This is a genomic window from Planktothricoides raciborskii GIHE-MW2 (assembly GCF_040564635.1).
Classification (GTDB): Bacteria; Cyanobacteriota; Cyanobacteriia; order Cyanobacteriales; family Laspinemataceae; genus Planktothricoides; species Planktothricoides raciborskii.
This window is the reverse complement of the sequence record NZ_CP159837.1, coordinates 5525162-5547607: the sequence shown is the minus strand read 5'-3', so window position 1 is coordinate 5547607 and position 22446 is coordinate 5525162. Positions and strand designations below refer to the sequence as shown.

Sequence of the window (22446 nt, the reverse complement as noted above, 5' to 3'; positions counted from 1 at the left end):
ATAAATCGGTGATTAATCTGTTTGATTCTGAGTGGTTATTTCTGCTACTGGCTGCGGCCCTCGCCAAAAGCGAATAAATGCGCTCAGATAACCCGGTCGGTCTCGAATTGGATCGTCAAATTGGGGCAGGTAAATCCAAGGTACATTAGGATGTTGATGATGTGCTAAATGCCAGTTAAAATTCAGCATCCAAGCGCTGTAAAGCGGGTGTGCCAAAAGATTGTGTGCGCCGTTGAGGACGTGGCGCGGTGAACCGGCATGGGGGAGATACTGTTGAGACGACCAATTCAAGCCGTAAAAACTATAGAGAAGTAAGTAAGGCCATAGTTTGAAATTGAAGGCGAAAAAGAGGGTCAAGTGAATCAAAATTACAGCCAAACATTCCAGTCGGATGCGTAGTAAATACCGGGTGGGAATTCCGCTAACCATTGCGGAAACTGAAGGGGCATCTCGCAATAATGACGTTCGCAAGAGTCCGGGAAATAATAGCAATATAATCATTGATACAGGAACAGACAGCCAAAACATTCCTGTATAAAGGGCATAGAAGTAAATGCGTTTGCCTAATAAATTATCAGTGGGATAATACAGGTCAAACATTTCTGCATCGGTGCGGTTGCGTTGGTGGTGTCCCAAATGACAGGCGCGGAGAAAGGTAAAAGAACCGGGGAAAAATGCTGCTAACAGGAAGCCAAATATGTCATTAATTATCGGGTGGGGATGGAATATACGGTGTTCGGCTTCATGGAGCAGCGAGTAAAGCGGTAAAAATAAGAAGGAAAAGGCAATGGCGATCGCGATTGTAGTTGGCCAGTTACTAACATGAGATGCTAACCATTGTAAAAAAATACCCACACCAATAATGAGAAAAGTTAGAGCAATGTTAATTCGATATGGCGGAGTAATTTCATTAGGTTTAGGATGAGACAGTAGATGATTTGCCATAATTTTAGGAGTAAATTATGATTATTGAGAAATTTGATAATAGTGGTTTAAGGGTAAATTAAACACTTCAGGTTCGGTCTGACCGCACCAGTAAATTTTGACGTTAGTGCTGAGATCATTGCTGCCATGATTATTTGGCTGAATTTGCCCAAATCCGAACAGCAACCGCTGGTCTCCCTGGGCTGAAAAACCGTTGGATGATTGAACTTCTCGCCGCTGAATGCCTGTTTCTGACTCAACAGTAACTTGCGTACCAATTGCGTCGCGGTTGCAGGTTTTGCCATTTCCTTTTAAGTCTAAACCTAACCATGATTTAGGCACAGAGTCATTGCGATAAATAGAAACTGGGGCAAATTGGTGAGTCACCAAAACATCCAAATCTCCGTCATTATCTAAATCAGCTAGGGCAATTCCCCGCGAGTTACTTTTTTCTGTCCATCCCACTTGGTTGGCTACATCAATAAACTGTTTTCCTGAGTTCAGGTAAACGCGGTTTTGTTCGTAGGGAAAAATACAGCGACCGCGCAAGTCAGCCCAGCGATCGGCGTAACCGTGAACGTCTGGTTTAGTTAGAGCAATTTGGGCGTTCCAGTACCAATAATCAGGGCAACTATTACGACTGGAACTGCTGAGAAATTCCGGTGCCGGAAAAATAGCACCCGGTTTGATTTTTTCGCCGCTGCCTAAATGCCGGTCGTAGCTGTCATCAACCATGCCATTTGCTTGCAGGATATCTAAATGACCATCTCGGTCTAAATCTCCCATTGCTCCTCCCCAACCAAATCGATTTTCATTTAAGGCATTCAACTTCAGCGCACTGTCTTTAAATGCCTTTGAGCCTACCGCATCTACATTTCCCTGATTTAACCATAGCAAACTACCTTCTGCTTGTAGTTTATGGTGAACATTGGAAACATAAATATCGAGAGTTCCGTTATTATCGATATCTCCCAGGGAAGCATTCATCCCTTTATAGGTATCGTGACCAATTGCTCCCACCAGAAATCCGCGCACGGGGGTAAATTTTTCACCTTGCTGGTTCAAAAAAAGCTCATCTGGGCCAAAATCATTAGCCAAATATAAATCTGTCCAATTGTCGCCGTTTAAATCGCCGGTGCCGATATCAATTGTCCAGCGGTTTCCGGCTAAACCTAATCCAGCAATATCCTGTTTCTCAAATCCCTGGGCTGAATTTACATAAAACAAATTTTCGCCCCCATTATTGGCGTTATGCCAACTTCGGTGCATCACATTGAACATTCGCCGATCGCTCGGATATTCAGGTTCGGGGAGGTCAAAGATATTAAACGGAGTGGTATTTTCATAATTGGGTAGGTAGGGATTTATGGCATTGCCAATCATTAAATCTAATTTTCCATCTTGATTAAAATCAAGGGTATTGGCAGTCAAGCTGATAGTATATTCATCAATTCCCGCTGCTTTACCAATGTCAGCAAAATTTAATTTTCCATCCTCAATTAAACGATTTTGCAAGAGCCTGGTTTTCCCATAACCTACTAGCAATAGCAAATCCGCATCACGATCATTGTCAAAATCAAACCAAAGCGCTCCTGAAGCCAATCCTTCCGAGTCTGGATGTGCCGCTAATTCAGCTAAGGCAGGGATGGGAAATCTCTCAAATTGGAAGTTACCTTTGTTTAGATACAAAGCGGCGCGATCGCCCTGATCTTTGAGTGGGTAAGTTAAGAAAATATCCTGTAATCCATCTTGATTAGCATCAGCAACCGCAACCGCGTCCCCCACAGATAGCAGCCATTTGCCTACAGTTTGCATTCGCGGATCGACTTGCTCTAATATCTGGCTAGAATGGGTGGTAATTCCCGCATCAGCAGCGGTTATATTCGTCAGGGAAAAATCCGGCTGAATTTTGACGTTGGCTGAAAGCAAATTTTGATAGGCTGCAACTCCGCTGACGCCAATGGAAGCGATCGCCCCCCAGCGGTAAAGTGCTTGGAATAAAACCTGCGTACTAGGTTGGTTTCCCTGCCGAACTCCTTGCCAAATTTCCCCGCACCAATTCCAAATCAAGCGACCGGCGAAATAAATAAATCCAGCAAAAAAGAAAGTGGAAAAGCTTTCATATTTATGCAACAATAAATCAATCACAACCACAAGCAGAGACATCCAGATTTGCCCTTTGACGGTGCGGGGGGATGTCGCTGGATCGGTGATCATAAAAAATACAAACAGGTAAAAGGAAGGGGCTGTGAGAGTTCCCGTGATAATAGTTTCTGGCGGAATGATATCCCGCATCAAATAGGCACGCAAGCCTAACTGAATGGCGTAAAATCCCAGAAAGGACACAATCAGTGCCGTTCGTTGAATTTTGAAGGCAAATAATAACAGCGCCGCAGTGATAATAAATAGCAGGATTGCCAGGGAACCGCCCCATTGGTAAGCGGGAGATGCGGCGATCGCCCCTTGGGAAAACAGCAGACTGACTGTAATGCCAAATAAGGCGGGGTTAAAAACGTGACGCCCTTGAAAAGTCACGAGGTATTTAGAAGAAATGGCAAAAAAAACTGGCACCAAGGGCAGCCACATCCCGTGAGAAAAGTTGGTTAAAATGCTCAGAGAACATCCGGTAATGGCAGCACTGAGAGGAAACAGTAAGGTTGACCCCCGAAACAGCCAATGAAACAGCATATCTAACCCGCAAGCTGAACCCACCATGAGTAAAATTTGGCCGGGAGAGCGATTAAATCCGAGAACAGTCAGCCCTAATAACAAATAAACGGCTAAAATTCCAAAAATTCTCCATCTTGGATCGGATTTTGTCGGCCAGCGATCCCATTGAATCTGCTGGAATTTATCTAAAAGTAATGATTGATTAACTTTTGATGATATGGTCATAAATTTTGAGTTCTCAATTCATCAATAAAACGCTAAATTTCTCTATGACTGTAAAACAAAAAATTTGCTCTTATAGCAATTATGAAGAACAGTAAATCACACCGTGCCAATCTCCACATAAGGAACTCTACCATCTAGCTGATTAAACCAAGATTCACCATCTGAATAATAAATTACAAACAATCGGCCAGCCGCTTCAATTCTGCGATATTCCCCCAGAATTGAGCCGAGGGGATCACTCTCGTGCAAGCCCGCGATAAAATAATGACTTTCACTCTTCGCCCGGTCACAGTATAACATCCGCAGCAAGCCGCGAAAAATCTCTGGGTTGTGATCTTCTATGGCCACAAATGCCAAATAAAAATAAGGTATTTCCGCACCTGGGTGCGGCAGGGGCTTCAGGGGTGTAAGCTGCGCTAATAAATTATAACATGGGCGAATGATTGCCATTTTACGGCTGTAGGCTTCGATATAGGTTTGCCGAAAACTACGCTGATTCCAAGCGGCTACTACACCGACAATTCGGTGATCTTTAATGGCTAGGTAAAAATCTTCTGCTGTTAGCCCCCGTAACCGAGAACTGTGAAAATCTTCCAGGGAATAGTAAGGAGCAAATTGCTTTTGAGCATGGCATTGCTGTACAAACCTTAAAATATCCGCAAGTTGGTGATTCTTTGCCCGGGTAAAATTAACCCCAGTAACTTTAATTTCTGGTTTGGGCAAATCTAAATGAATGGCTGGGGTCAGAATTAAACCCATATCTTGATATTGGGGCAAACCGGCTCTGCCGCCAATTAAATTGTTTAAAGCAGCCCGATTGCCATCAAGAATCAGGGAATAATATAGGGGAACTGGGGCAGCTTTATGTAGCTGACGCAAAAAGCGATATCCTCGCGCTAAAATCGTCCCATTGCGATAGTCTTGATGGAGGCGCAAATCAGCCAAATATCCGATTTTTTGCAGCCGCCCGTTAATCCAAGACGGTTTGATTAATCGGCTGCCTAAGCTGATTATTTTTCCGGTTGATTTTTCCTGGCATTTTATCACTTGAAAAGATGATCCTTGTACTTGGCAACCGGCAAAATAATTCGGTTCTCTTCGGAAACTGACAGAGATATTGCCCTGCATCCAATTTTCTGCCATCCGCTCCCGGAGTTGAGGTTCATCTTCTAAGGTCGCTAGACCAAATTCAAATTGACTCATCTGATGCTAACTCCCCTAATTAAAATACTTCAAATCTTTGTTCCCAACCGGTTTCTCCCCTTAAAGCTGGTGGCTTAATATCTCCCAGTCTTTGCCCTTGTTTTAAGGCATAATTAAGATATTTCTCTAAGGGATTTTTGACTCGATAAGCGGTAATTGCACCCAACTGCCCCAAGTCGCGAGCATATTGGTATTGAGGGTTACTTCTGAAGGCGCGATCTAATTTCTGACTGATAGAGATTGCGGTTGCCTGATCGCAGTCTTTTTTATCCAGAAATAAAGCATAATGGGGTTTGAGTTCTAGGGATGGAGCTAACATGGCAAAACCGGGCATATTTTTTAACTGATTTAGCACAAATTCTTCTGTCAGCTTTTCTCCACATAAGTCGCTGACTAACCCAGTCCGTCCGACAAATTCTAATAGCGGTGTTTGCTGATGCCAGCCCCGCACGATGATGCGATCGCCTGTGTCGTAACGGTAGAGTCCTGAAGGTGTTGTGAGCGCAACTTTGTAGCTATGACCTGTGTTTAATTCATGGCTTAAATAGGGATTGTTGCGCTCGTCGATAAATTCATAAAAATTACTGTTTATGGCTAAAATAGGGTGGGAACAATCCGTGAGGGGAAATGTCACAACCCCCTCAGTGGCCAGCAACCCTTTGCCCTGAATCCAAGCCTGGGGAAAAACGGTTTGCAGTTGCGGGATAAATGCTTGAGCAGCGGCATCTTTCCAACAGCTAATCGTATCTAGGTGCGGCCAAATTTGCTCGGTGTCGGGCTGAGATTTAGAAAGAGCGAGTTTGAGTAACTTTGCTCTCACCGGCTGCGGTGGCAAACTCCCCGTGCCTCTGGCAATATCATCAATTAGGCGATCGCGATGATTTTTGATCTCTTCAATAATCTGCAACAAAAAGGTGGGACTCCAAACCGAAATTAAGGTTAAGTCTTCCGCCGCCAATAAAAATAATGCGGTTAAGTAACGCCATTCATCCAAATCAGAAATCAAGCCGAAATCAGTGGGGACTGCTAACACTTGAACCAGGTAAGCGGCCACAGAATCGCCAAAATAAGCCGCATCATTGGGCATCCCCACAGGAATTCCGCCCGCTGTTTTGGTAATATGGCGCATTGCCGGACTAATTGCCCAATAAGTCCGCCCTTTTTTAATTCCCGGACGGTGTTGCAACAAGTCTGCTAACCAGGGAAATATTGCCTGCCGAAAAGCAGTTAAACCAGCCTCAGTATAAGGAATTAATTTGGCTCCTCCTGTGCTGCCTCCGGTGATTTCAAAAGCTACCACTGGATCGGAAGTCAGCACGCGGTTTTCTCCCTCGGCTATTTTTTGAATATAGGGTGCTAAATCTTCATAAGTTTGCACGGGAACTAAATCGCAATATTCCCGATAACTGCGAATGGCTGAAAACTTAAATTTTTGACCAAAAATACTTTCACTGTTCCCTAATACAATCTCTTTTAGCCGTTGTTGTTGCACGGTGCAACTATTTGGCAATGCTGCCAAATATTCTTGCAGATAAGGGCTAACGGTATTTTGCATCAATGCCCAAGGATACACAATCTGATTTCTCCGGTTGCCAATTAATTGTTTAATGTTGAGGAAATTTTCTCTGTTTAGGCGTCAGAAACCCGGTCGATCGAAAAAAATTTGGCAGCAAAAGGGAAAAATTTACTGATAAACCGGGCTTCTGGCTGCCGTCGGCGTAATCCCGATAGCCGATGATTTTTATGGTGATTTTTCAGCCCATTTTTGGTAAAATAAGATTTGTTGAATGCTTAAAATAATCACTGCTGTCCAAGTAATTGCCATAATCACTAAATGTTGTGAACTTCCTGGGACAAAGTAAACTGGGCTGCCATCGGTGGAAGCCACCCGCAGGAGCATATAGGTAGCAAAAAGTGTTTCTAACAAAAACATCACCCCCATGATTTTAAAATTGAATCTTACCTGACGATCTAAAGGCATATTGGAATCTACCTTTAGTCCTAATATCCCAATCAGGATAGCGCTAAAAATATCGTGACTAATCCCCCAATAGGGATGCCAAGTTTTGCTGATATACATCATCCACAACTCGGCGATCGCCCGCAAGGCCATATTGACCCAAAATATCCAGTAATTTTGCCTGATTTTCGGGCAAATGCGCTGGTCGGCGACTATTAACAGGGGCAAGAAATACCAAAACCATAAGGCATAAGCTAACCAAAATAGCTTGGGCAGGGCTATGGATCCTCCGATTGCTTGTCCTGAATTTTGCCAATAATAAAAGGCACAACCAGTAGCGATTAAACTAGCCACAATTAACCAATACGCTAATTTTAAAGCCGAGGTAGGTGGTGCGATTTGAACAGAATTTTGCATGGTATAGTCCAGGGAAATAAAAATGAGACAATGACAGTTAACAATGATAGTTGAAAATGATAGTTATAGGATAGTTATAGGCGGATATCAACGAAATGTTCTAAACCTGCTGGTGGTAACTCAGACTCCTGTTTAATCCCTTGCCGCCACTTGATAATATAATGGGCAAGTAAATCAGTTGACATGAATTTATAGTTCGCTTTGCCAAAACGTTTAATATTGGCTTGCTGGAGGTTTAAAATTTTCACATCTTGGGCAATAATCAGGCGAGACAACGGTTCAAAAAGCAGCCGAATTAACCAGCCAATCACCGGGAATTTAAACGATATCACCGTATAAACTTCTGTTTCTACATCGCTAATCGGCGTACAAGATGAAGTGATTATATAATGTCGGGAATCGTTAAAGATGTAATCGACGCGACTGGTGGCTGGGGCAATAAAGCGATCGGTATGTTTCATCTGACTTTTTTGTCTTGTCAGCAGCCACCAGACTAAACCATCTTCGCGGGGTTCTTCAAAGTATTCGGCAACCGCCCCATCGGGCAAAGTTTTCACCAGCGCTTTGATAGTTTTCCCTTGAGGAGAACGAAACCAAAAACGGTGAACATAAGTCGCATGGGGGCAATCTAAAAAATTTTCTAAACAGGTCTCTACCGCAGCTTTAAAGCGAGTTTTCATGCGAAAATTTGTCCAGCCCGGTTGCGATAAAAAAGGAAAATCTAGAGGGCGATCTTGGGCTGGTTTTTCTGACAGGCAAACCCACACAAATCCATCTTGTTCAATGCAGCAGTAATGTTTGACGCAGAGATGAGAGGGAATGGGGAGAGTTTCTGGAAAGGCAGGAATATCTATGACTTGGCCATCTGGTGCATAGCGCCAACCGTGATAGGGACATTGTAAGTTATTTTCAATAATTTTTCCTTGAGAAAGGGGGGCATTTCTATGGCTACAGCGATCTTCTAGGGCGATCGCTTTATTGTCAGCGGTGCGAAATAAAACGATGGGTTGCTGTAAAATAGTTGTACCCAATGGTTTTTTGCCAAGTTCTTGTGATTGACAAGCAATATACCAGTAAGAGTTGAGCATAGTACCCTGTGGATTAAAAATGCTTAATTGGTAGGTTTTCTCTGCCGAAAATAAGCCGGTTTTTGATGCTTATTGATCGCCAAATAAAGTTAAGGAAATAGAATTGGTAAACCACATCCGCCGACCGGCTGGGGTAAGATTGTCTTCAGAAATTTCCGTCAGGCAAACTAATTCATCTCCTTGGTGGTGGTGAGGGTTCCGGTCATTGAAAAAACGAACGTGGGGATCTGACAGCCTATTTTCGGGAATCCCTCGCAGTTTTTCTCCCAATGACTGGGGCTTAGGAAAGCGGACAATGCCATTCTTTGAGTCATAACATTCACCAAAGCGATCCTGAGCGATAAATTCCATTAATTGCTTGGTTGCTTCTGGAGTTTCGGCATCGTATCGGGGATAAAATTCTTGCCAAAATGTCGGCAAAAAGCGATAGGTTCGATATCCCGAAGAAATCAGTAACCAGTAAAGTTTTCCCTTGGAATAATTTTGGCGTAGTTGTTTGACTGAGGCGATCCAAGCTGAAGACAAAATCGAACTTGACCAAGCACTGGGAGCGACGATAGTATCGCCAGAGTAAACAACATTGATCTTTTCTCGGGCAAACTCCATCTGGTAAATGAGCAGAGTTGAAAATCCTTGCATCTGGCTATTTTTTTCCATAAGAAGAACCCAGTTTTTTTGGTTGAGGTCAGCTTCAAATGTTGCCAAATCTACGCCATCAAAATGAGTAGCAAGTAAGCAATACATTCGATCGCGATCTAAAGGAGTTAACATTGATATGGGAAGTATTTTGGCGCTGTTCACGGTTTAAAAAATAACTCATGTTAAAATTATAATAATATTTGCTCCCCATTGATTATTTTCCCGATTAGCTTTTTTTCTGTATCTGTAAACACAAAATCATCTGAACAGGTTATGCAGTAGAAGCGGCTTCCCTGGGGAGAGTCAGCCAGTTTGAGCAAACGCTTGAAACTATTGGCAGAGCTTATTGGCGCAGAAATCTCTGTGAGTAGCACGGACAGATGCTTGATTAGGGTGAGCATTGGCAACGGATTGGCAGCGGATTGGCAACGGATGGGTTAATTGATTGGCAGCGGATTGGCAACGGATGGGCAACGGATTGGCAACGGATGGGCAACGGATGGGTTAATGGATGGGGCAACGGATTAGGGTGAGAATTGTCTGATGATGTTTTTTTGGTTCAAGGGATACAATTTAAAGTAGGAGCATATTTCTTTTTAATTGAGGAGAATGTGATGATGTATATTTCTAAATCTATTAGAATTTTTAGTGTGGTACTGGCGCTAAATTTTGCCGGATTGTTTGCCGAATTGTTTGCTGGATTGTTTCCCGGATTTACGGTACAGCAGCTTGATTTATTGTCCATTGCTGGCGGTAGGAATGAATGGGCGATCGCCCCTGGCGGATCCAGATCGCGAATCGCCCCGGCAATTGCTCAGTCAAACAGCCAGACGGAAGCCGAAACCGCTATTAGGGTAAATAAAGAAGGAATCGCACATTATCAAAATAGCGAATGGTCGGCAGCTTTAGCCTCGTTTGAGCAAGCCTTGCAAATCTATCAAGAAATTCGCGATGTCCGAGGCGAAGGATATGTGCTGTTTAATCTGGGGAGGGTTTATGAAAAATTGGGCAGAAAAGAAGAGGCTTTAGATACCTATTGGGAGGTTTTACAGATTGCGGATAAAATTAGTAATCAAGCGACTTTTAATGCTGAATATGAAGTTTACTGTAATACGGAATTCGGCGCGGAACTGTGGCAACCCGATGATGAACCGATTGATTGTTTAAAAGAAAGTACCGAAGGATCGGTAACTATTTTATTTGACGAGGATGCCGAAGCTAACATTATCCCCCCACCAAATTTACCCAAAAATCCCAGTCAATAATTAATGTGATTGGTGGTTGTTGGGTAGGGATTCTTTGGGTAGGGATTCTTTGGTTGTTGGTTATTTGCTGATCCTTTGCCCCCCGCATAATTTTATTTGCGCCTTTAGGTTTCTGCCCCTAAGCCAAGTTAATTTAGCACAGTTGTGAGGATTCCATGAAACGTTTATTGCCTGCGGCTTGTTGCCTGTTGAATGTTAATTTTTGTCTGTTGCAAAAACCATTATTTGCTATAGCAAAAATTCAATATTATGAGGAATTTACCAAATTTAATTTAGACAAAAGAGAGGAAAGAGAGTCAATAAATCGCCAAGAACAAATGGGGTTGTATGAGTATCGGAATGGCCGCTATTCTGAAGCGTTAGAGATTTATCAAGAAGTGTTAAAACAGCGGCGAGAAATTGGCGATTTAACTGGGGAAGCGGCAACTCTGCATAGAATTGGAGGGGTTTATAATAAACTCGCTAACTATGAGGCAGCGTTAAATTTTTATCAAGCAGCTTTAAGGATTCGCGAAAGTCTTCAAGATCGATCGGGAATTGGTAGTAGTCTGAACAGTATTGGGGGGATTTATTTTCAAATGGGACAATATGATACCGCGATAGAAGTTTTTCAAGCAGCGATCGCCATTCGTGAGGAGTTAGGCGATCGCCTAGGAGTTAGCCGGACTTTAAATAATATTGCTTCCCTATACCAATATCAAGGGAAATACGGTCAAGCTGTCAAGTTTTATCAGCAAGCGTTAGAAATTTTTCAATTCCTGGAACAGCCGAGCGAAATTGCCGCCGTATTAAATAATATCGGGCTAATTCATCATCATTTAGGCCAATATGATTTAGCCTTAGAATTTTATCAAAAAACTCTGGCTATGCGGCAAAAAATTAATGACCGATTGGGTCAGGGGGAAACCCTCAATAATATCGGGTTAGTCTATTATTTTAAACAGGAATATCAACCAGCCCTAGATTTTTATCAACAAGCGTTGGCTTGGCGGCGGGAAATTGGCGATCGCCAGGGAATTGGTCAAACTTTAAATAATCTTGGTTTACTTTATAATGACATGGGTGAATATGCCCAAGCTTTAGAACTGCTGAATCAAGCTTTAAATATTTACCAAGAAATTGACAATCAAGCAAGTGAAGCCCGTACCCTAGATAGTTTAGGCACTACCTATAAAAATTTAGGAGATTTTCAGCAAGCGAGAAAATATTATTTTTCGGCTTTACGGATACATCAGGCAATTAGCGATCGCCGCAGTTCTCGGATTACCTTAAGTAACTTAGGGGACTTGCTGTTGCAGGAAAACCAAATTGAGTTAGCCATTATTTTTTATAAACAATCGGTGAATATTACCGAAGAAATTCGCCAAGATTTACAAACTCTATCTCTGGAACAACAGCGAGCTTATAGCGAAACTATCAGTAACACTTATCGCACCCTGGCGGATCTTTTACTGCAAAAGGGAAGGATTAGAGAAGCGCAAAGAGTTCTCGATTTACTGAAAATTCAAGAATTAGATAACTATCTGCATAATGTTCCGGGAAATGCCGAAACCGCTGAGGGAATTGAGTTATTACCCCAGGAACAAGACCTGTTTAATTTTGTCCAGAAAGACCGGCGAATTGTGGAGCAGTTTACTCAGTTTATTCAGAGTCCAGCTTTAATAAATCGGATTTCTCAGGTTAACCGAATTACTCAGGGAGAAAGTCTGGATATTCAAAATTTTAATAGCCTACAGCAGCGCTTGGGCAACGTCTCAAAAACGGCGGCGATCTTGTATCCTTTAGTATTGAGCGATCGCCTAGAATTGGTCTTAGTGATTCCAGACTATCCCCCAATTCATCGTTCAGTTCCCGTGACTCAGACAGAACTAGAACAGGGAATCAAAAATTTTCTGGTGTCTTTAACCAGTCCGCTCCAAAGACGCAGAATTAACTTGGCTAATCAATCAGGTAAGCAACTCTATGATTGGCTGATTAAACCCATAGAAAATGACCTGGCTTTACTGAAAGTAGATACGATTATTTATGCCCCCGATGGTCAGTTACGTTATATTCCTTTGGCAGCCCTCTATGATGGCGATCGCTGGTTAATCGAAAGGTTTAGAGTTAATAACATTACTGCCGCTAGTTTAACCAACTTTGATCCGCAAGTCATGGGAAAAATTAAGATGTTTGCTGCTGCCTTTACCCAAGGCAGTTATCAATTTAATTTAGGAGGCAGTCAGTTAAATTTATCCGGGCTAGAATTTGCCGGTGAAGAGGTGGCGAATATTGCCAAAATAATTCCCAATACCAGAAGCTTATTTAACCATAATTTTAACTTAAAAGCTACCCTGCCCCAAGAGCTTAATCAATATAATATAGTTCATTTGGCTACTCATGCCGCTTTTATCGATGGTCAACCGGAAGAATCATTTATTTTATTAGGAGATGGCAGTCGGATTACTTTAAGAGATTTGGAAACTTGGTCACTGCCCAATGTGCAATTAATGGTCTTAAGTGCTTGTCAAACAGCGGTGGGAGAATTCCTGGGCAATGGTCAAGAAATTCTCGGTTTTGGCTATCAAATGCAAAAAGCGGGAGTTAAAGCAGCGATCGCCTCTCTGTGGAGTGTAGATGACCGCGCTACACAGGAGCTAATGACGGAATTTTATCATCAATTTAGCACCGGCACCGTCACCAAAGCCGAAGCCTTGCGGCAAGCGCAGTTATCCCTGATTACCAACAGTAACTCAGAAGATAATAACCCTCAACATAACCCTCAATTCAAACATCCCTACTACTGGTCTTCATTTATTTTAATTGGTAATGGTTTTTAGGAGTTGATTAATCTGCGTTGATTAATCTGCGATCGCTTACGAGATATCAGCGTCGAATTCGGGCGAATTTTTAATTAAAAAATTTAATTAAATTTTTCTGTGGCGACCAATTTAAGCATACCTCAATCAGGCGATCGCTAGGCAGCGCGATAAATTTTCAGCGGAGTTTGATAAAGTGGTACAGCAAAGATTGTGGTTGAACCCAACCCTTCCCCCATACTGTAAAAATGCATTTCTCCTCCCATCATTTCTATTAATTTTTTAGAGATAGATAAACCTAAACCCGTACCGGGATAAGGACTGGTGCGTGGATCGTGAACTTGAAAAAAAGGCTCAAAAACTCGTGGGAGATATTCACTAGGAACGCCAATTCCCGTATCATTCACCCGAATTTCTACCCATCCAGGATATTCTTGTCCCTGCACCACAAACGCCTCATTAATTACTTCACAACTAATGGTGACACCCCCAGAGTGAGTGAATTTAATCCCATTGCCTACAACATTTAAGAATACTTGCAATAATCGAGATTCATTGGCCGATAAAATAATGTCATCAAAATTTGCCGGTTTAATGATATTTAAATATAATTTTTGATGATCGGCTCGCGGTTGGGTTAATCGCTCTACTTCGTTGAGCAGTTTACTTAATTTCACAGGTTTGCCCAATTCTTTGGACATATGATTATGTCGCAGGGAGGAAAAATGTAATAAATCATTGATGATATTCAGGAGATTCAATGATGAATGGTGAGCATCTTGAATAAATTCCCGCTGTTCTTCTGGATCTTCAAATACATCATCTAATACTAATGTAAGAGAGCCAATAATTGCGTTGAGTGGGTTGCGAAGTTTATCACTAATATTCTGTAAGAAATTTTCTATGGTGCTGGTGGCTTGTTTAAGTTTTTTTCGGGATGCTTCTAATTCTTGTTTCAAGGTCAAGTGAGCGATATAATAGCCCACTTGTGCGGCGAACTGTTGCACAAATTCCAGTTCCGCTTGGGTCCAAGACCGAGGGCGATCGCACTGATATAAATAAATTAAAGCATTCGGTTGCTGATTATAGCGAGTGACGATCGCCATTAACGAATAAGCGGGGAATGGATAATCAGCGGGCAGGTTTTTGATCGTGATTGGCTGAAAAATTTTCAGGGCTTCTTGAACATAGAAATGATGAAATCCGCTCGCGCTTGTTCCCAACCAAGATTGACAGGTTGCCGCTGGGTCATAAGCTGCAACCACCCTGGAAAATTGACTGAATGGTTGATCGAAAATCAAACACTTACTAACTCCGAGAACCGAAGCTAGGGTATCGGCGGTTTTCTCATATAATTCGGCAAGTTCTTGCACTGACCTAAGTCGAGCGATCGCCTCAAGTAGAAATTCCGTATATTGATTGTACATCACTTGAATCATTGTCATTTTCACCCTTCAAAAGCAAAATTTTTACCTCTTGCCGAGGAATCTCGATAGTTGCCCAACTCTTCAATTTCAACTTACCCTTTACTGCAATTTTTATCCGCTTATTTGTCACAAAATAGCCTCAGCTAATTTATTTATTCTTTAATGAATTAAACATCCTAAAAACCAATTATGCCGATCAAAAATTTTCATAATAGGATCAGCTACATTGAAGATTTAGGCATTAAAATTACATCCATGAGAGGGTAGCTCTCATGTGCGATAACTTTAGTGCATACCCCGTCGGGGTTCACCAGGGCATCAATACATTCTGAGATCCGGCTGGGAGGCGTTATCTCCGAGGATCTACTTAAAATTTTTGCATATCTGCCTGAACTTTTCCCCGCCGATGAGATATTCTTTACCAAATCTTTAAAAAAAGATTCCAAGAGTCTGCTAAACAGCTTGGGACATAGTTACTAAATTCTGGGAAAGTCCCTTCCAGACAGCATCCACATACTCACGGGACGGATTTCGTCTCATCATCAGAGAAATTACTTATTTTAAACTGATTTTCGACGGACGGTTTCGGTACTCTACTGTAATATATTTTCGGTATTGCCGACAGTTTCATCTAGCTTTATTACAGATAAATAATATTAAAATTACAATAAAATATATCGCCAAGCATTTATTTTTAAGCGAGCCAATTGAGAGCCGTTATAGATGCGATCGAGGCTTAAATACATACCAGGGCGCGGGGCGTCCAGACTATTCTCCGCACTCCATAGAACAAAAATCTCACGGCGATAATCGCCGATTATCGCCGATTATAAAAAAACATGAATGTATAGAGAATACATCCATGTTTTTTGTGTTATGATTTTTTAATCATTCCACTCACCTCTCGGCGGCACAGGTGGATTCCGCAAAAGGTTACGAGTCAAATCATCATCTTGTTTCAATTCACCTCGAAGCCACTGTCGTAGAGCCGTTTCAATCACCTTGCTCGGATCGTTCGTCAAGTGGTTGATTTGCTCGACCAGTTGAGAATCCAGATGCACAGACAACTCTACCTTCTGAGGGGATCTACGATACTCTACGATCTGTTCATCCATAATAAAAAATCCAAAAAATTCACCAAAACAACTGAAAAACTTAATAGAGGATTGGCTAAGTGCTGAAGCCTCGTATCAATAATTAATTGTACGATGATTTTGGCCTCAAGGGTGAAGCCAGGTGACGGCAGAATAAGGGTTTAGGGCAATTATTGTGAAGATATTCAAATATTTCTGCCTTTGGTGAAAAAAACCATACCCTGACTTGATTGGCGGTTTTCTGGCGCCTGTCAACGGCAAAAAACTAAAAGCGCATCGCTTCTCGTTCCCAGGTTATCCCTGGAAACGAACAATGCCCGCGTTTACAGGAAAGGATTACAATATATTTACAATATATATTTACAATATGTTAAGTTGTCGATTTCGATCGCCGAGGATGCCGTTGGTGGGAATCCGGGCATCTTGTTGAGTGAATTGATCGTTAACTGTTTATCTGTCTAACACAGCCAAACCCATGACCGACGTTCCTGTTTCTCGGATTCGTAATTTTTCGATTATTGCTCACATCGACCACGGTAAGTCTACCCTGGCCGATCGCCTGTTACATATTACCGGCACCGTCGATGACCGTCAGATGAAACAACAGTTTCTTGACAACATGGACTTAGAACGGGAGCGCGGGATTACGATTAAACTGCAAGCCGCCCGGATGAATTATAAGGCCAGTGATGGCCAAGATTATGTGTTGAATCTGATTGATACTCCGGGGCATGTGGATTTTTCTTATGAAGTGTCCCGCAGTTTGGCCGCGTGTGAAGGGGCTTTGTTGGTGGTCGATGCTTCCCAGGGAGTCGAGGCGCAAACCTTGGCAAATGTTTACCTGGCTTTGGAGCACAATTTAGAAGTTATCCCCGTTTTAAATAAAATTGATCTGCCTGGGGCGGAACCAGACCGGGTGAAGGAAGAAATCGAGCAGATTATTGGCTTAGATTGTAGTGGTGCAATTTTGGCATCAGCGAAAGAAGGCATCGGCATACCGGAAATTCTAGAGTCGATTGTCCATCTAGTCCCCGCACCCGCAGATACGGTGTTGGAACCCTTGCGGGCACTGATTTTTGATAGTTATTACGATGCCTATCGCGGGGTGATTGTCTATTTCCGGGTGATGGATGGGACGGTGAAAAAGGGCGATCGCATCCGCTTGATGGCCACTGGTAAGGAATATGAAATTGACGAACTCGGAGTCCTCGCTCCTTATCAAAAACAAGTAGACGAACTCCATGCGGGGGAAGTGGGCTATATCGCAGCGGCGATTAAAGCGGTGCAAGATGCCCGAGTTGGGGATACGATTACTTTGGCGAAACAACCCGCAGCCCAACCGTTGCCCGGTTATAAAGAAGCCCAACCAATGGTGTTTTCTGGTTTATTTCCCACAGACGCCGATCAGTTTGGCGATTTACGGGAAGCCTTGGAAAAACTCCGGCTGAATGATGCCGCCTTGTCTTATGAACCGGAAACTTCTAGCGCCATGGGATTTGGGTTCCGTTGCGGTTTCTTGGGCTTGTTGCACATGGAAATTGTCCAAGAACGTTTGGAACGCGAGTATAATTTGGATTTAATTACCACTTCTCCTTCGGTGGTTTACCGGGTGACGACGGTACAGGGAGATGTGGTGCTAGTGGATAATCCCAGTCATTTGCCCGAACCGACAGAACGGGAAAAAATCGAGGAGCCTTATGTCCAGGTGGAGATGATTACTCCAGAGGAATTTGTGGGCACTTTGATGGAACTGGGGCAAAATCGCCGTGGCATATTTAAGGATATGAAATATCTCGCCCAAGGACGGACAGCTTTGATCTATGAGGTGCCTTTGGCTGAAGTGGTGACGGACTTTTTCGACCAGATGAAGTCTCGCTCTCGCGGCTATGCCAGCATGGAATACCATTTGATTGGCTATCGGGAAAATCCCCTGGTGCGGATGGATATTTTGATTAATAATGACCCGGTGGATGCTTTGGCGATGATTGTCCATCGCGATAAGGCTTATAATGTCGGTCGCTCTTTGGTGGAAAAACTGAAGGAATTAATTCCCCGTCATCAGTTTAAGGTGCCTATTCAAGCGGCGATCGGCAGTCGGGTGATTGCCAGCGAACATATTCCCGCGTTGCGTAAGGATGTGTTGGCCAAATGTTATGGCGGTGATATTAGCCGGAAGAAGAAATTACTCCAAAAACAAGCGAAAGGGAAAAAACGCATGAAGGCGATCGGTACCGTTGATGTACCCCAAGAAGCTTTCATGGCAGTATTAAAACTCGATCAAAGTTAATCGTTTTGTCTCCACCGGGTTTAGTCAAAAACCCGGTTTTTTTGTGGGAAAAATGCGGTCATGGGGAAATAACGCTTTAAATTTTAATAATTTACCATGAAACCGGGTTAATTTCTGATATAGCGGCGGCCAGTCCAGTTAGGACTCGGCAAAATCTCGATAATAAAAATCAGGATGATTTAAATCCCGCCGTACATAAGCCAGCAATAACCCTGCCACTTGTTGCAAGCGTTGTTCCCCAAATCGGCGATCATGTTTCAACCTTTCCAGAAACCCAACATTTTTCTGGTGGGCATTGCCCACCCTAGGTTATCAAGCTGATGCTAAATTACCTTTTTTTCAAATAGCTTGGAAAATATTCTCCGGCTTCTCTAATATCTGGATATTCATGTTGTAATCAAGTTTAAGTAAGGCTGTATATAGCTTTTGGTCAGGATGTTCGCTGGTGTTTTATGGGTAATTTGTCTTATCTGATAACGGAGATTCTTCAACACCTAAATTTTTATCTAATAACCACTTAATTACTTCTAATTGTTTATTTTTAGTAGCTTTACTCTGACTATACTCAAGCTGTATATAAAATTTACAATAACGGCTATGGTTATCTATATTAGACCTCTGGCAAAATTATAAAAAGCCGAGTGGCGCCCTTTTCCGCCATCGGTTAGGGGGATCGATCCTTTATTTTGCACTCTTGTCTATTCTTATGCTTTTGGTCATATTTAAATATTCCTAAGTCTGTCAAGCAACTAAAAATATCCTGAAAGGCTTGTGGTTGTTTATTATTGTAATTTACCGGAGTATTATCTTGATTTTTCGGCAGCCTTAAGGCTGTCTCATACTGCCGATATTCTTTCATTAAGATCCACAAATCATTTTTTGTGGTGCCGAATTCACGCTTTTTTTTACGTCCAGTTCTTTTGCTGGTGACAATCCAAGTCTCGCCAGATACGAACAAATGATTCGCATCTTTTCCTACCCATTCAATTTTGAATGTAGTCTCCAGCTTATCTTCTGCAAGAATAATCTCCCCATAAGCCAGGGCAAGTAATGCATCAACAAATCTTAGAACATTGCCCCTGGTAATTTCGTTTTTAGCGTATTTTCGTGACATTCTGACATTTTCAGTAAAAGTTGCGGCTGCTTGGTCTGGGTGAGTTCGCCCAAAGGCAGTGGGTTGATTCAAGCCTCAACGCTAATTATATCAAAGGTTTCGCGATTTGTTTGGGCAACTTGGATTGGGCAAAGCCCAAAGAAACAATTCACCTCAAAGGCACAAATCAAAGCCATAAGAGGTGAATTATGGATACTGATACTCAACAAGATAAATGGAAAGAACGACAAGTCCTGGAAAATTACTATAGCAATTTTGTTGAACCTCATGTCAACGAATTTATTGAAGTGAATACACAGTCTTTATCGAATGTACCGATCGCCTCGGCTAGATTTTGCTGTACGTACATCGGCGTGGTTATTCCTGACATTATTATATTGTTTTTGGATGCGTTGGCGAACCAAAAAATGAGCGTTTTTGCCCCCAAATTCAGATGGTAGGGGTGAGGAAGGTTTTCCCCAATCGAAAAACCCCAGCAAAGATGGACATCTCATTTCCTGAAAGTCAACATTTCCGTATAAATACGCAAATGTTACGTTGTTTAACTTTACCAAATCTTTAAAAAAATCCGTAAAAACCCCGAAAAATACCCAAGTTGTTTAAAGATTTGGTAAAGTTAACGATGATTGCCTACGTTTACGCGAAATCTTACTTATTGTAAAAATAGACAAATCTGATGCGATCGCACCCGGTTAATCCGTGAATTCCTAGATCGTCTGAGCGTTGTCCGGGGGGTCTTAGATCAGTTCCGCTGGCAAAGGGGCTTTAACCGAATCAAATCATTGCTCAAATTGCCTCCCAATGCCTCCCAATGCCTCCCAATGCCTCCCAAAAATTAATAAAATACTCACTTTTTCCCCTGGCTATCAGCCGATTTTTAACATACTCATTGCACAACTTAGGTAAGAGATGAGACCTTGAAACCTTTAATTTTCAAAGTCTCACTCTAATCACCGCCTTGTAAATCAGGAGAAATCAAAATGCATTACGAAATTTCTTATCCCGAAAGCAAACTTGACAAGGTAATGACTTTAGACCAGTTTGAACAAGTGGTTGAAGCAATTTTAGCTGGCAAATATTCTTGGGCTTGCGTTCTCATCTTGCGCTTTGGAGGATACAACCCTCTGCATTACATTCCTTATCGAACTTATAACCGCTTGCTCAAAGAACATCAGACCACAACCAAGGCAAAGGGAAACCGACCAAATCATATAAATCCTACTCAAACATTGGATGAACAGCGTTCCCAGTCGCTAACCAAGAACGAAATTCGTAAAGCTTATGGCACAAAGATTAAAGAGCAACTGCTTGATAGTGTTCGCATTGGCGATTCGCTGACGCGATAGCTTCGTTCACGCCCCACCCATCCTTCGATTCAATGAGGGCAATTTTTGCGAGTGTAAAGTTTTGTAATCAAAAATTTACTAAGCCTATCGGGATTACTCAAGGGAGACGATAGAATCCTAAGATCAGAAAATTTTGCTAAATTTAAGTTACATCATGTGACTATTAAATACAGAATTTAAATTTTATTAACAGCCTAGCGAATTGTGAAAATTAGCTAGGTTTTTTAATCACAAAATCGCCGCCTCAAAATCGCCGCCTCACCGCAGTCAACAGCCCCATTCCGCCTAGGCAGCCCCTCCTTGGGGGCTGCTGGGGGCTTATTGGCGGAAATCCGTGGGCAGCTCGCTTAAATTCAAATTACGATCGCGATCGCTGCCATCAATGCAATATCTCAAAGCAGCCGTAGTACCCAAATCCGTCTGATTCACCAGACCCGAAACACATTTAGAAAAATTCTCCGGCAACAAGCTGCGACGACAGTGGTCTAAAATAGCCGGAGCATCCGCAGCCGTACCCACTTTACTAATATCGACCACACAAGTTGCCAACTCTAAAGGACGACGCACCAGCCTACAAGTGGCCAAAGCATCCACCGCCAGAATATCCGTACCCCCGGCGATATCCACCACACAACTGGCCAAATTTTCCGGATCGAGACTTTGGCTACAGCTTCGAGCAACCTCTTGGGGACTGAGATTCAAGTTCATCAGGGAACCGGCACATTGGTCGTACTTATTTTTCGCCGCGATCGCTGGATTCGCCAATGGCATCACGCAAAATGCCATTGGCAAAACGGAAATCACCAAATGCTTAAGGCCGATCATTTTTCCTCTAGCGGGGTAATGCCCAGCAGTTTTGGTCGGTTTTTGTTTCATAAGTAGCCTGCAAAAATTGAGAAAACTTTATATATGAATTGTAATCTGTGATTGTTGGTAGTTGACAGGTAGCTTTTCCCGGAATTGCCCGGTTATAGGCAAGCTGTGGCGGAAAAAACTGATGAACGGAGATACGGAGATAGATACCGAGATAGATACCGAGATAGATACGGAGATAGATACGGAGATAGATAGAGATAAAGCGTCAACAGCCATCGACTCAGTTGCCTCTGCCCTATGCTTTGATCCACATCGATCCACATCAGGATTTTCTGAATTTTGATTTTGTGAATTTTGATCGCTGATTTTACTTTCCCGTTTTATAATAGAGAGTCTGGGTAAAATTAAGACCAACGGAGTCAATAAGATATGTCAAGATACAGAGGCGCTCGTCTCAGAGTCATTCGTCGTCTGGGAGAACTGCCCGGTTTAACTCGTAAAAGTGCCAAGCGTGCTTATCCCCCTGGCCAACATGGTCAAGCCCGTCGGAAGCGCTCTGAATACGCGATCCGCTTGGAAGAAAAGCAGAAACTGCGCTTTAACTATGGCTTAAGCGAAAAGCAAATGCTGCGCTATGTGCGTCGAGCTCGTCGGGCGACTGGTTCTACGGGTTTGGTGCTGCTGCAACTGCTGGAAATGCGTTTGGATAACACCGTTTTTCGCCTAGGTATGGCACCGACAATTCCTGCAGCTCGCCAATTGGTCAATCATGGTCATATTATGGTGAATGGTCGGGCGGTGAATATTCCTAGCTATAGCTGTCGTCCAGGGGATGTGATTGCGGTTAGAGACCGGGAAAAGTCACGAGAAATGGTCAAAGCTAATCTGCAATCTCCCGGTTTGGCTCACTTGCCGAGCCATTTAGAATTTGAAAAAGAAAAATTGACCGGCAAAGTCAACGGACTGGTCGAACGGGAGTGGGTGGCCTTGCAAATTAATGAACTGCTAGTGGTTGAATACTACTCGCGCCAAGCCTAAAGGGATGAAGGGTTGGGAACTGTAATTAAATATGTGGACAACTATTAACATTCTTTTCGGATTGGGTAATTATTGTCGGGGAATCTACATCGGTAGAGCGATATAGAAACACCGGAAGTGACATCTCAGTATTGG

18 protein-coding genes are annotated in these 22446 nt (G+C 42.7%); 6 read left to right on the top strand and 12 right to left on the bottom strand.

Going from position 1 to position 22446, the window contains the following annotated elements:
* Window positions 1-12 precede the first annotated feature (12 nt).
* The 7 genes from ABWT76_RS23715 to ABWT76_RS23685 form a co-directional block, all read right to left on the bottom strand.
* Window positions 13-945, bottom strand: a complete 933-nt coding sequence (locus tag ABWT76_RS23715; protein ID WP_054464240.1) for a fatty acid desaturase — start codon at window positions 943-945, stop codon at window positions 13-15.
* Between the two features lie 21 nt (window positions 946-966).
* Window positions 967-3819, bottom strand: coding sequence for an FG-GAP-like repeat-containing protein (locus ABWT76_RS23710; RefSeq protein WP_190879949.1), 2853 nt, complete (start codon window positions 3817-3819; stop codon window positions 967-969).
* Window positions 3820-3915: 96 nt separating this feature from the next.
* Window positions 3916-5022, bottom strand: a complete 1107-nt coding sequence (locus tag ABWT76_RS23705) for a hypothetical protein (RefSeq protein WP_054464241.1) — start codon at window positions 5020-5022, stop codon at window positions 3916-3918.
* A 19-nt stretch (window positions 5023-5041) separates the two neighbouring features.
* On the bottom strand, window positions 5042-6595 hold the full coding sequence (locus ABWT76_RS23700) for a GH3 auxin-responsive promoter family protein (RefSeq protein ID WP_156331446.1): 1554 nt from the start codon (window positions 6593-6595) through the stop codon (window positions 5042-5044).
* A 168-nt stretch (window positions 6596-6763) separates the two neighbouring features.
* Window positions 6764-7399: a hypothetical protein gene (locus ABWT76_RS23695; RefSeq protein WP_054464243.1), complete on the bottom strand. Its 636-nt coding sequence runs from the start codon at window positions 7397-7399 to the stop codon at window positions 6764-6766.
* Between the two features lie 74 nt (window positions 7400-7473).
* A complete protein-coding gene (locus tag ABWT76_RS23690) occupies window positions 7474-8487 on the bottom strand; it encodes an aromatic ring-hydroxylating dioxygenase subunit alpha (RefSeq protein WP_054464244.1) in 1014 nt (337 codons plus the stop codon).
* A gap of 69 nt (window positions 8488-8556) precedes the next feature.
* The gene (locus ABWT76_RS23685) at window positions 8557-9258 is read right to left on the bottom strand and encodes a hypothetical protein (protein ID WP_054464245.1); all 702 of its coding nucleotides are present in this window, start codon (window positions 9256-9258) and stop codon (window positions 8557-8559) included.
* Between the two features lie 482 nt (window positions 9259-9740).
* Here ABWT76_RS23685 and ABWT76_RS23680 point away from each other — a divergent pair, with 482 nt between their 5' ends.
* Window positions 9741-10391 carry a tetratricopeptide repeat protein gene (locus ABWT76_RS23680; protein WP_156331447.1) on the top strand — a complete coding sequence of 217 codons (651 nt, stop codon included), beginning with the start codon at window positions 9741-9743 and terminating at the stop codon, window positions 10389-10391.
* Window positions 10392-10546: 155 nt separating this feature from the next.
* Entirely contained in the window at window positions 10547-13210 is a 2664-nt protein-coding gene (locus ABWT76_RS23675) for a tetratricopeptide repeat protein (RefSeq protein ID WP_354635035.1), read from the top strand.
* Between the two features lie 137 nt (window positions 13211-13347).
* On the opposite strand, the gene ABWT76_RS23670 is transcribed toward ABWT76_RS23675, so the two are convergent.
* Together ABWT76_RS23670 and ABWT76_RS23665 are read right to left on the bottom strand one after the other, a co-directional pair.
* Window positions 13348-14634 carry a GAF domain-containing sensor histidine kinase gene (locus ABWT76_RS23670; RefSeq protein ID WP_082348693.1) on the bottom strand — a complete coding sequence of 429 codons (1287 nt, stop codon included), beginning with the start codon at window positions 14632-14634 and terminating at the stop codon, window positions 13348-13350.
* Between the two features lie 866 nt (window positions 14635-15500).
* Window positions 15501-15731: a type II toxin-antitoxin system CcdA family antitoxin gene (locus ABWT76_RS23665; protein WP_054464249.1), complete on the bottom strand. Its 231-nt coding sequence runs from the start codon at window positions 15729-15731 to the stop codon at window positions 15501-15503.
* A gap of 454 nt (window positions 15732-16185) precedes the next feature.
* On the opposite strand from ABWT76_RS23665, the gene lepA reads away from it, so the two are divergent.
* Entirely contained in the window at window positions 16186-17997 is a 1812-nt protein-coding gene (gene lepA / locus ABWT76_RS23660) for a translation elongation factor 4 (protein ID WP_054464250.1), read from the top strand.
* A 138-nt stretch (window positions 17998-18135) separates the two neighbouring features.
* Here the strand turns inward: lepA and ABWT76_RS23655 are convergent, their stop codons facing one another.
* Window positions 18136-18300, bottom strand: coding sequence for a hypothetical protein (locus tag ABWT76_RS23655; RefSeq protein WP_197285187.1), 165 nt, complete (start codon window positions 18298-18300; stop codon window positions 18136-18138).
* A 361-nt stretch (window positions 18301-18661) separates the two neighbouring features.
* Window positions 18662-19183: a hypothetical protein gene (locus tag ABWT76_RS23650; protein WP_190879950.1), complete on the bottom strand. Its 522-nt coding sequence runs from the start codon at window positions 19181-19183 to the stop codon at window positions 18662-18664.
* A 116-nt stretch (window positions 19184-19299) separates the two neighbouring features.
* Between ABWT76_RS23650 and ABWT76_RS23645 the strand changes: the two genes are divergently transcribed.
* Entirely contained in the window at window positions 19300-19551 is a 252-nt protein-coding gene (locus ABWT76_RS23645; RefSeq protein ID WP_054464252.1) for a hypothetical protein, read from the top strand.
* 540 nt (window positions 19552-20091) lie between these two features.
* Entirely contained in the window at window positions 20092-20457 is a 366-nt protein-coding gene (locus ABWT76_RS23640; RefSeq protein WP_054464253.1) for a HetP family heterocyst commitment protein, read from the top strand.
* Between the two features lie 318 nt (window positions 20458-20775).
* On the opposite strand, the gene ABWT76_RS23635 is transcribed toward ABWT76_RS23640, so the two are convergent.
* Window positions 20776-21333, bottom strand: coding sequence for a hypothetical protein (locus tag ABWT76_RS23635; protein WP_054464254.1), 558 nt, complete (start codon window positions 21331-21333; stop codon window positions 20776-20778).
* A 369-nt stretch (window positions 21334-21702) separates the two neighbouring features.
* Here ABWT76_RS23635 and rpsD point away from each other — a divergent pair, with 369 nt between their 5' ends.
* The gene (gene rpsD / locus ABWT76_RS23630) at window positions 21703-22311 is read left to right on the top strand and encodes a 30S ribosomal protein S4 (RefSeq protein ID WP_054464255.1); all 609 of its coding nucleotides are present in this window, start codon (window positions 21703-21705) and stop codon (window positions 22309-22311) included.
* Window positions 22312-22446: the final 135 nt, after the last annotated feature.

Coding starts and splice junctions, on each gene's coding strand:
- ABWT76_RS23715 (WP_054464240.1), bottom strand. CDS start 945: ATGGCAAATCATCTACTGTCTCATCCTAAACCTAATGAAATTACTCCG.
- ABWT76_RS23710 (WP_190879949.1), bottom strand. CDS start 3,819: ATGACCATATCATCAAAAGTTAATCAATCATTACTTTTAGATAAATTC.
- ABWT76_RS23705 (WP_054464241.1), bottom strand. CDS start 5,022: ATGAGTCAATTTGAATTTGGTCTAGCGACCTTAGAAGATGAACCTCAA.
- ABWT76_RS23695 (WP_054464243.1), bottom strand. CDS start 7,399: ATGCAAAATTCTGTTCAAATCGCACCACCTACCTCGGCTTTAAAATTA.
- ABWT76_RS23690 (WP_054464244.1), bottom strand. CDS start 8,487: ATGCTCAACTCTTACTGGTATATTGCTTGTCAATCACAAGAACTTGGC.
- ABWT76_RS23685 (WP_054464245.1), bottom strand. CDS start 9,258: ATGTTAACTCCTTTAGATCGCGATCGAATGTATTGCTTACTTGCTACT.
- ABWT76_RS23680 (WP_156331447.1), top strand. CDS start 9,741: ATGATGTATATTTCTAAATCTATTAGAATTTTTAGTGTGGTACTGGCG.
- ABWT76_RS23675 (WP_354635035.1), top strand. CDS start 10,547: ATGAAACGTTTATTGCCTGCGGCTTGTTGCCTGTTGAATGTTAATTTT.
- ABWT76_RS23670 (WP_082348693.1), bottom strand. CDS start 14,634: ATGACAATGATTCAAGTGATGTACAATCAATATACGGAATTTCTACTT.
- ABWT76_RS23665 (WP_054464249.1), bottom strand. CDS start 15,731: ATGGATGAACAGATCGTAGAGTATCGTAGATCCCCTCAGAAGGTAGAG.
- lepA (WP_054464250.1), top strand. CDS start 16,186: ATGACCGACGTTCCTGTTTCTCGGATTCGTAATTTTTCGATTATTGCT.
- ABWT76_RS23645 (WP_054464252.1), top strand. CDS start 19,300: ATGGATACTGATACTCAACAAGATAAATGGAAAGAACGACAAGTCCTG.
- ABWT76_RS23640 (WP_054464253.1), top strand. CDS start 20,092: ATGCATTACGAAATTTCTTATCCCGAAAGCAAACTTGACAAGGTAATG.
- ABWT76_RS23635 (WP_054464254.1), bottom strand. CDS start 21,333: ATGAAACAAAAACCGACCAAAACTGCTGGGCATTACCCCGCTAGAGGA.
- rpsD (WP_054464255.1), top strand. CDS start 21,703: ATGTCAAGATACAGAGGCGCTCGTCTCAGAGTCATTCGTCGTCTGGGA.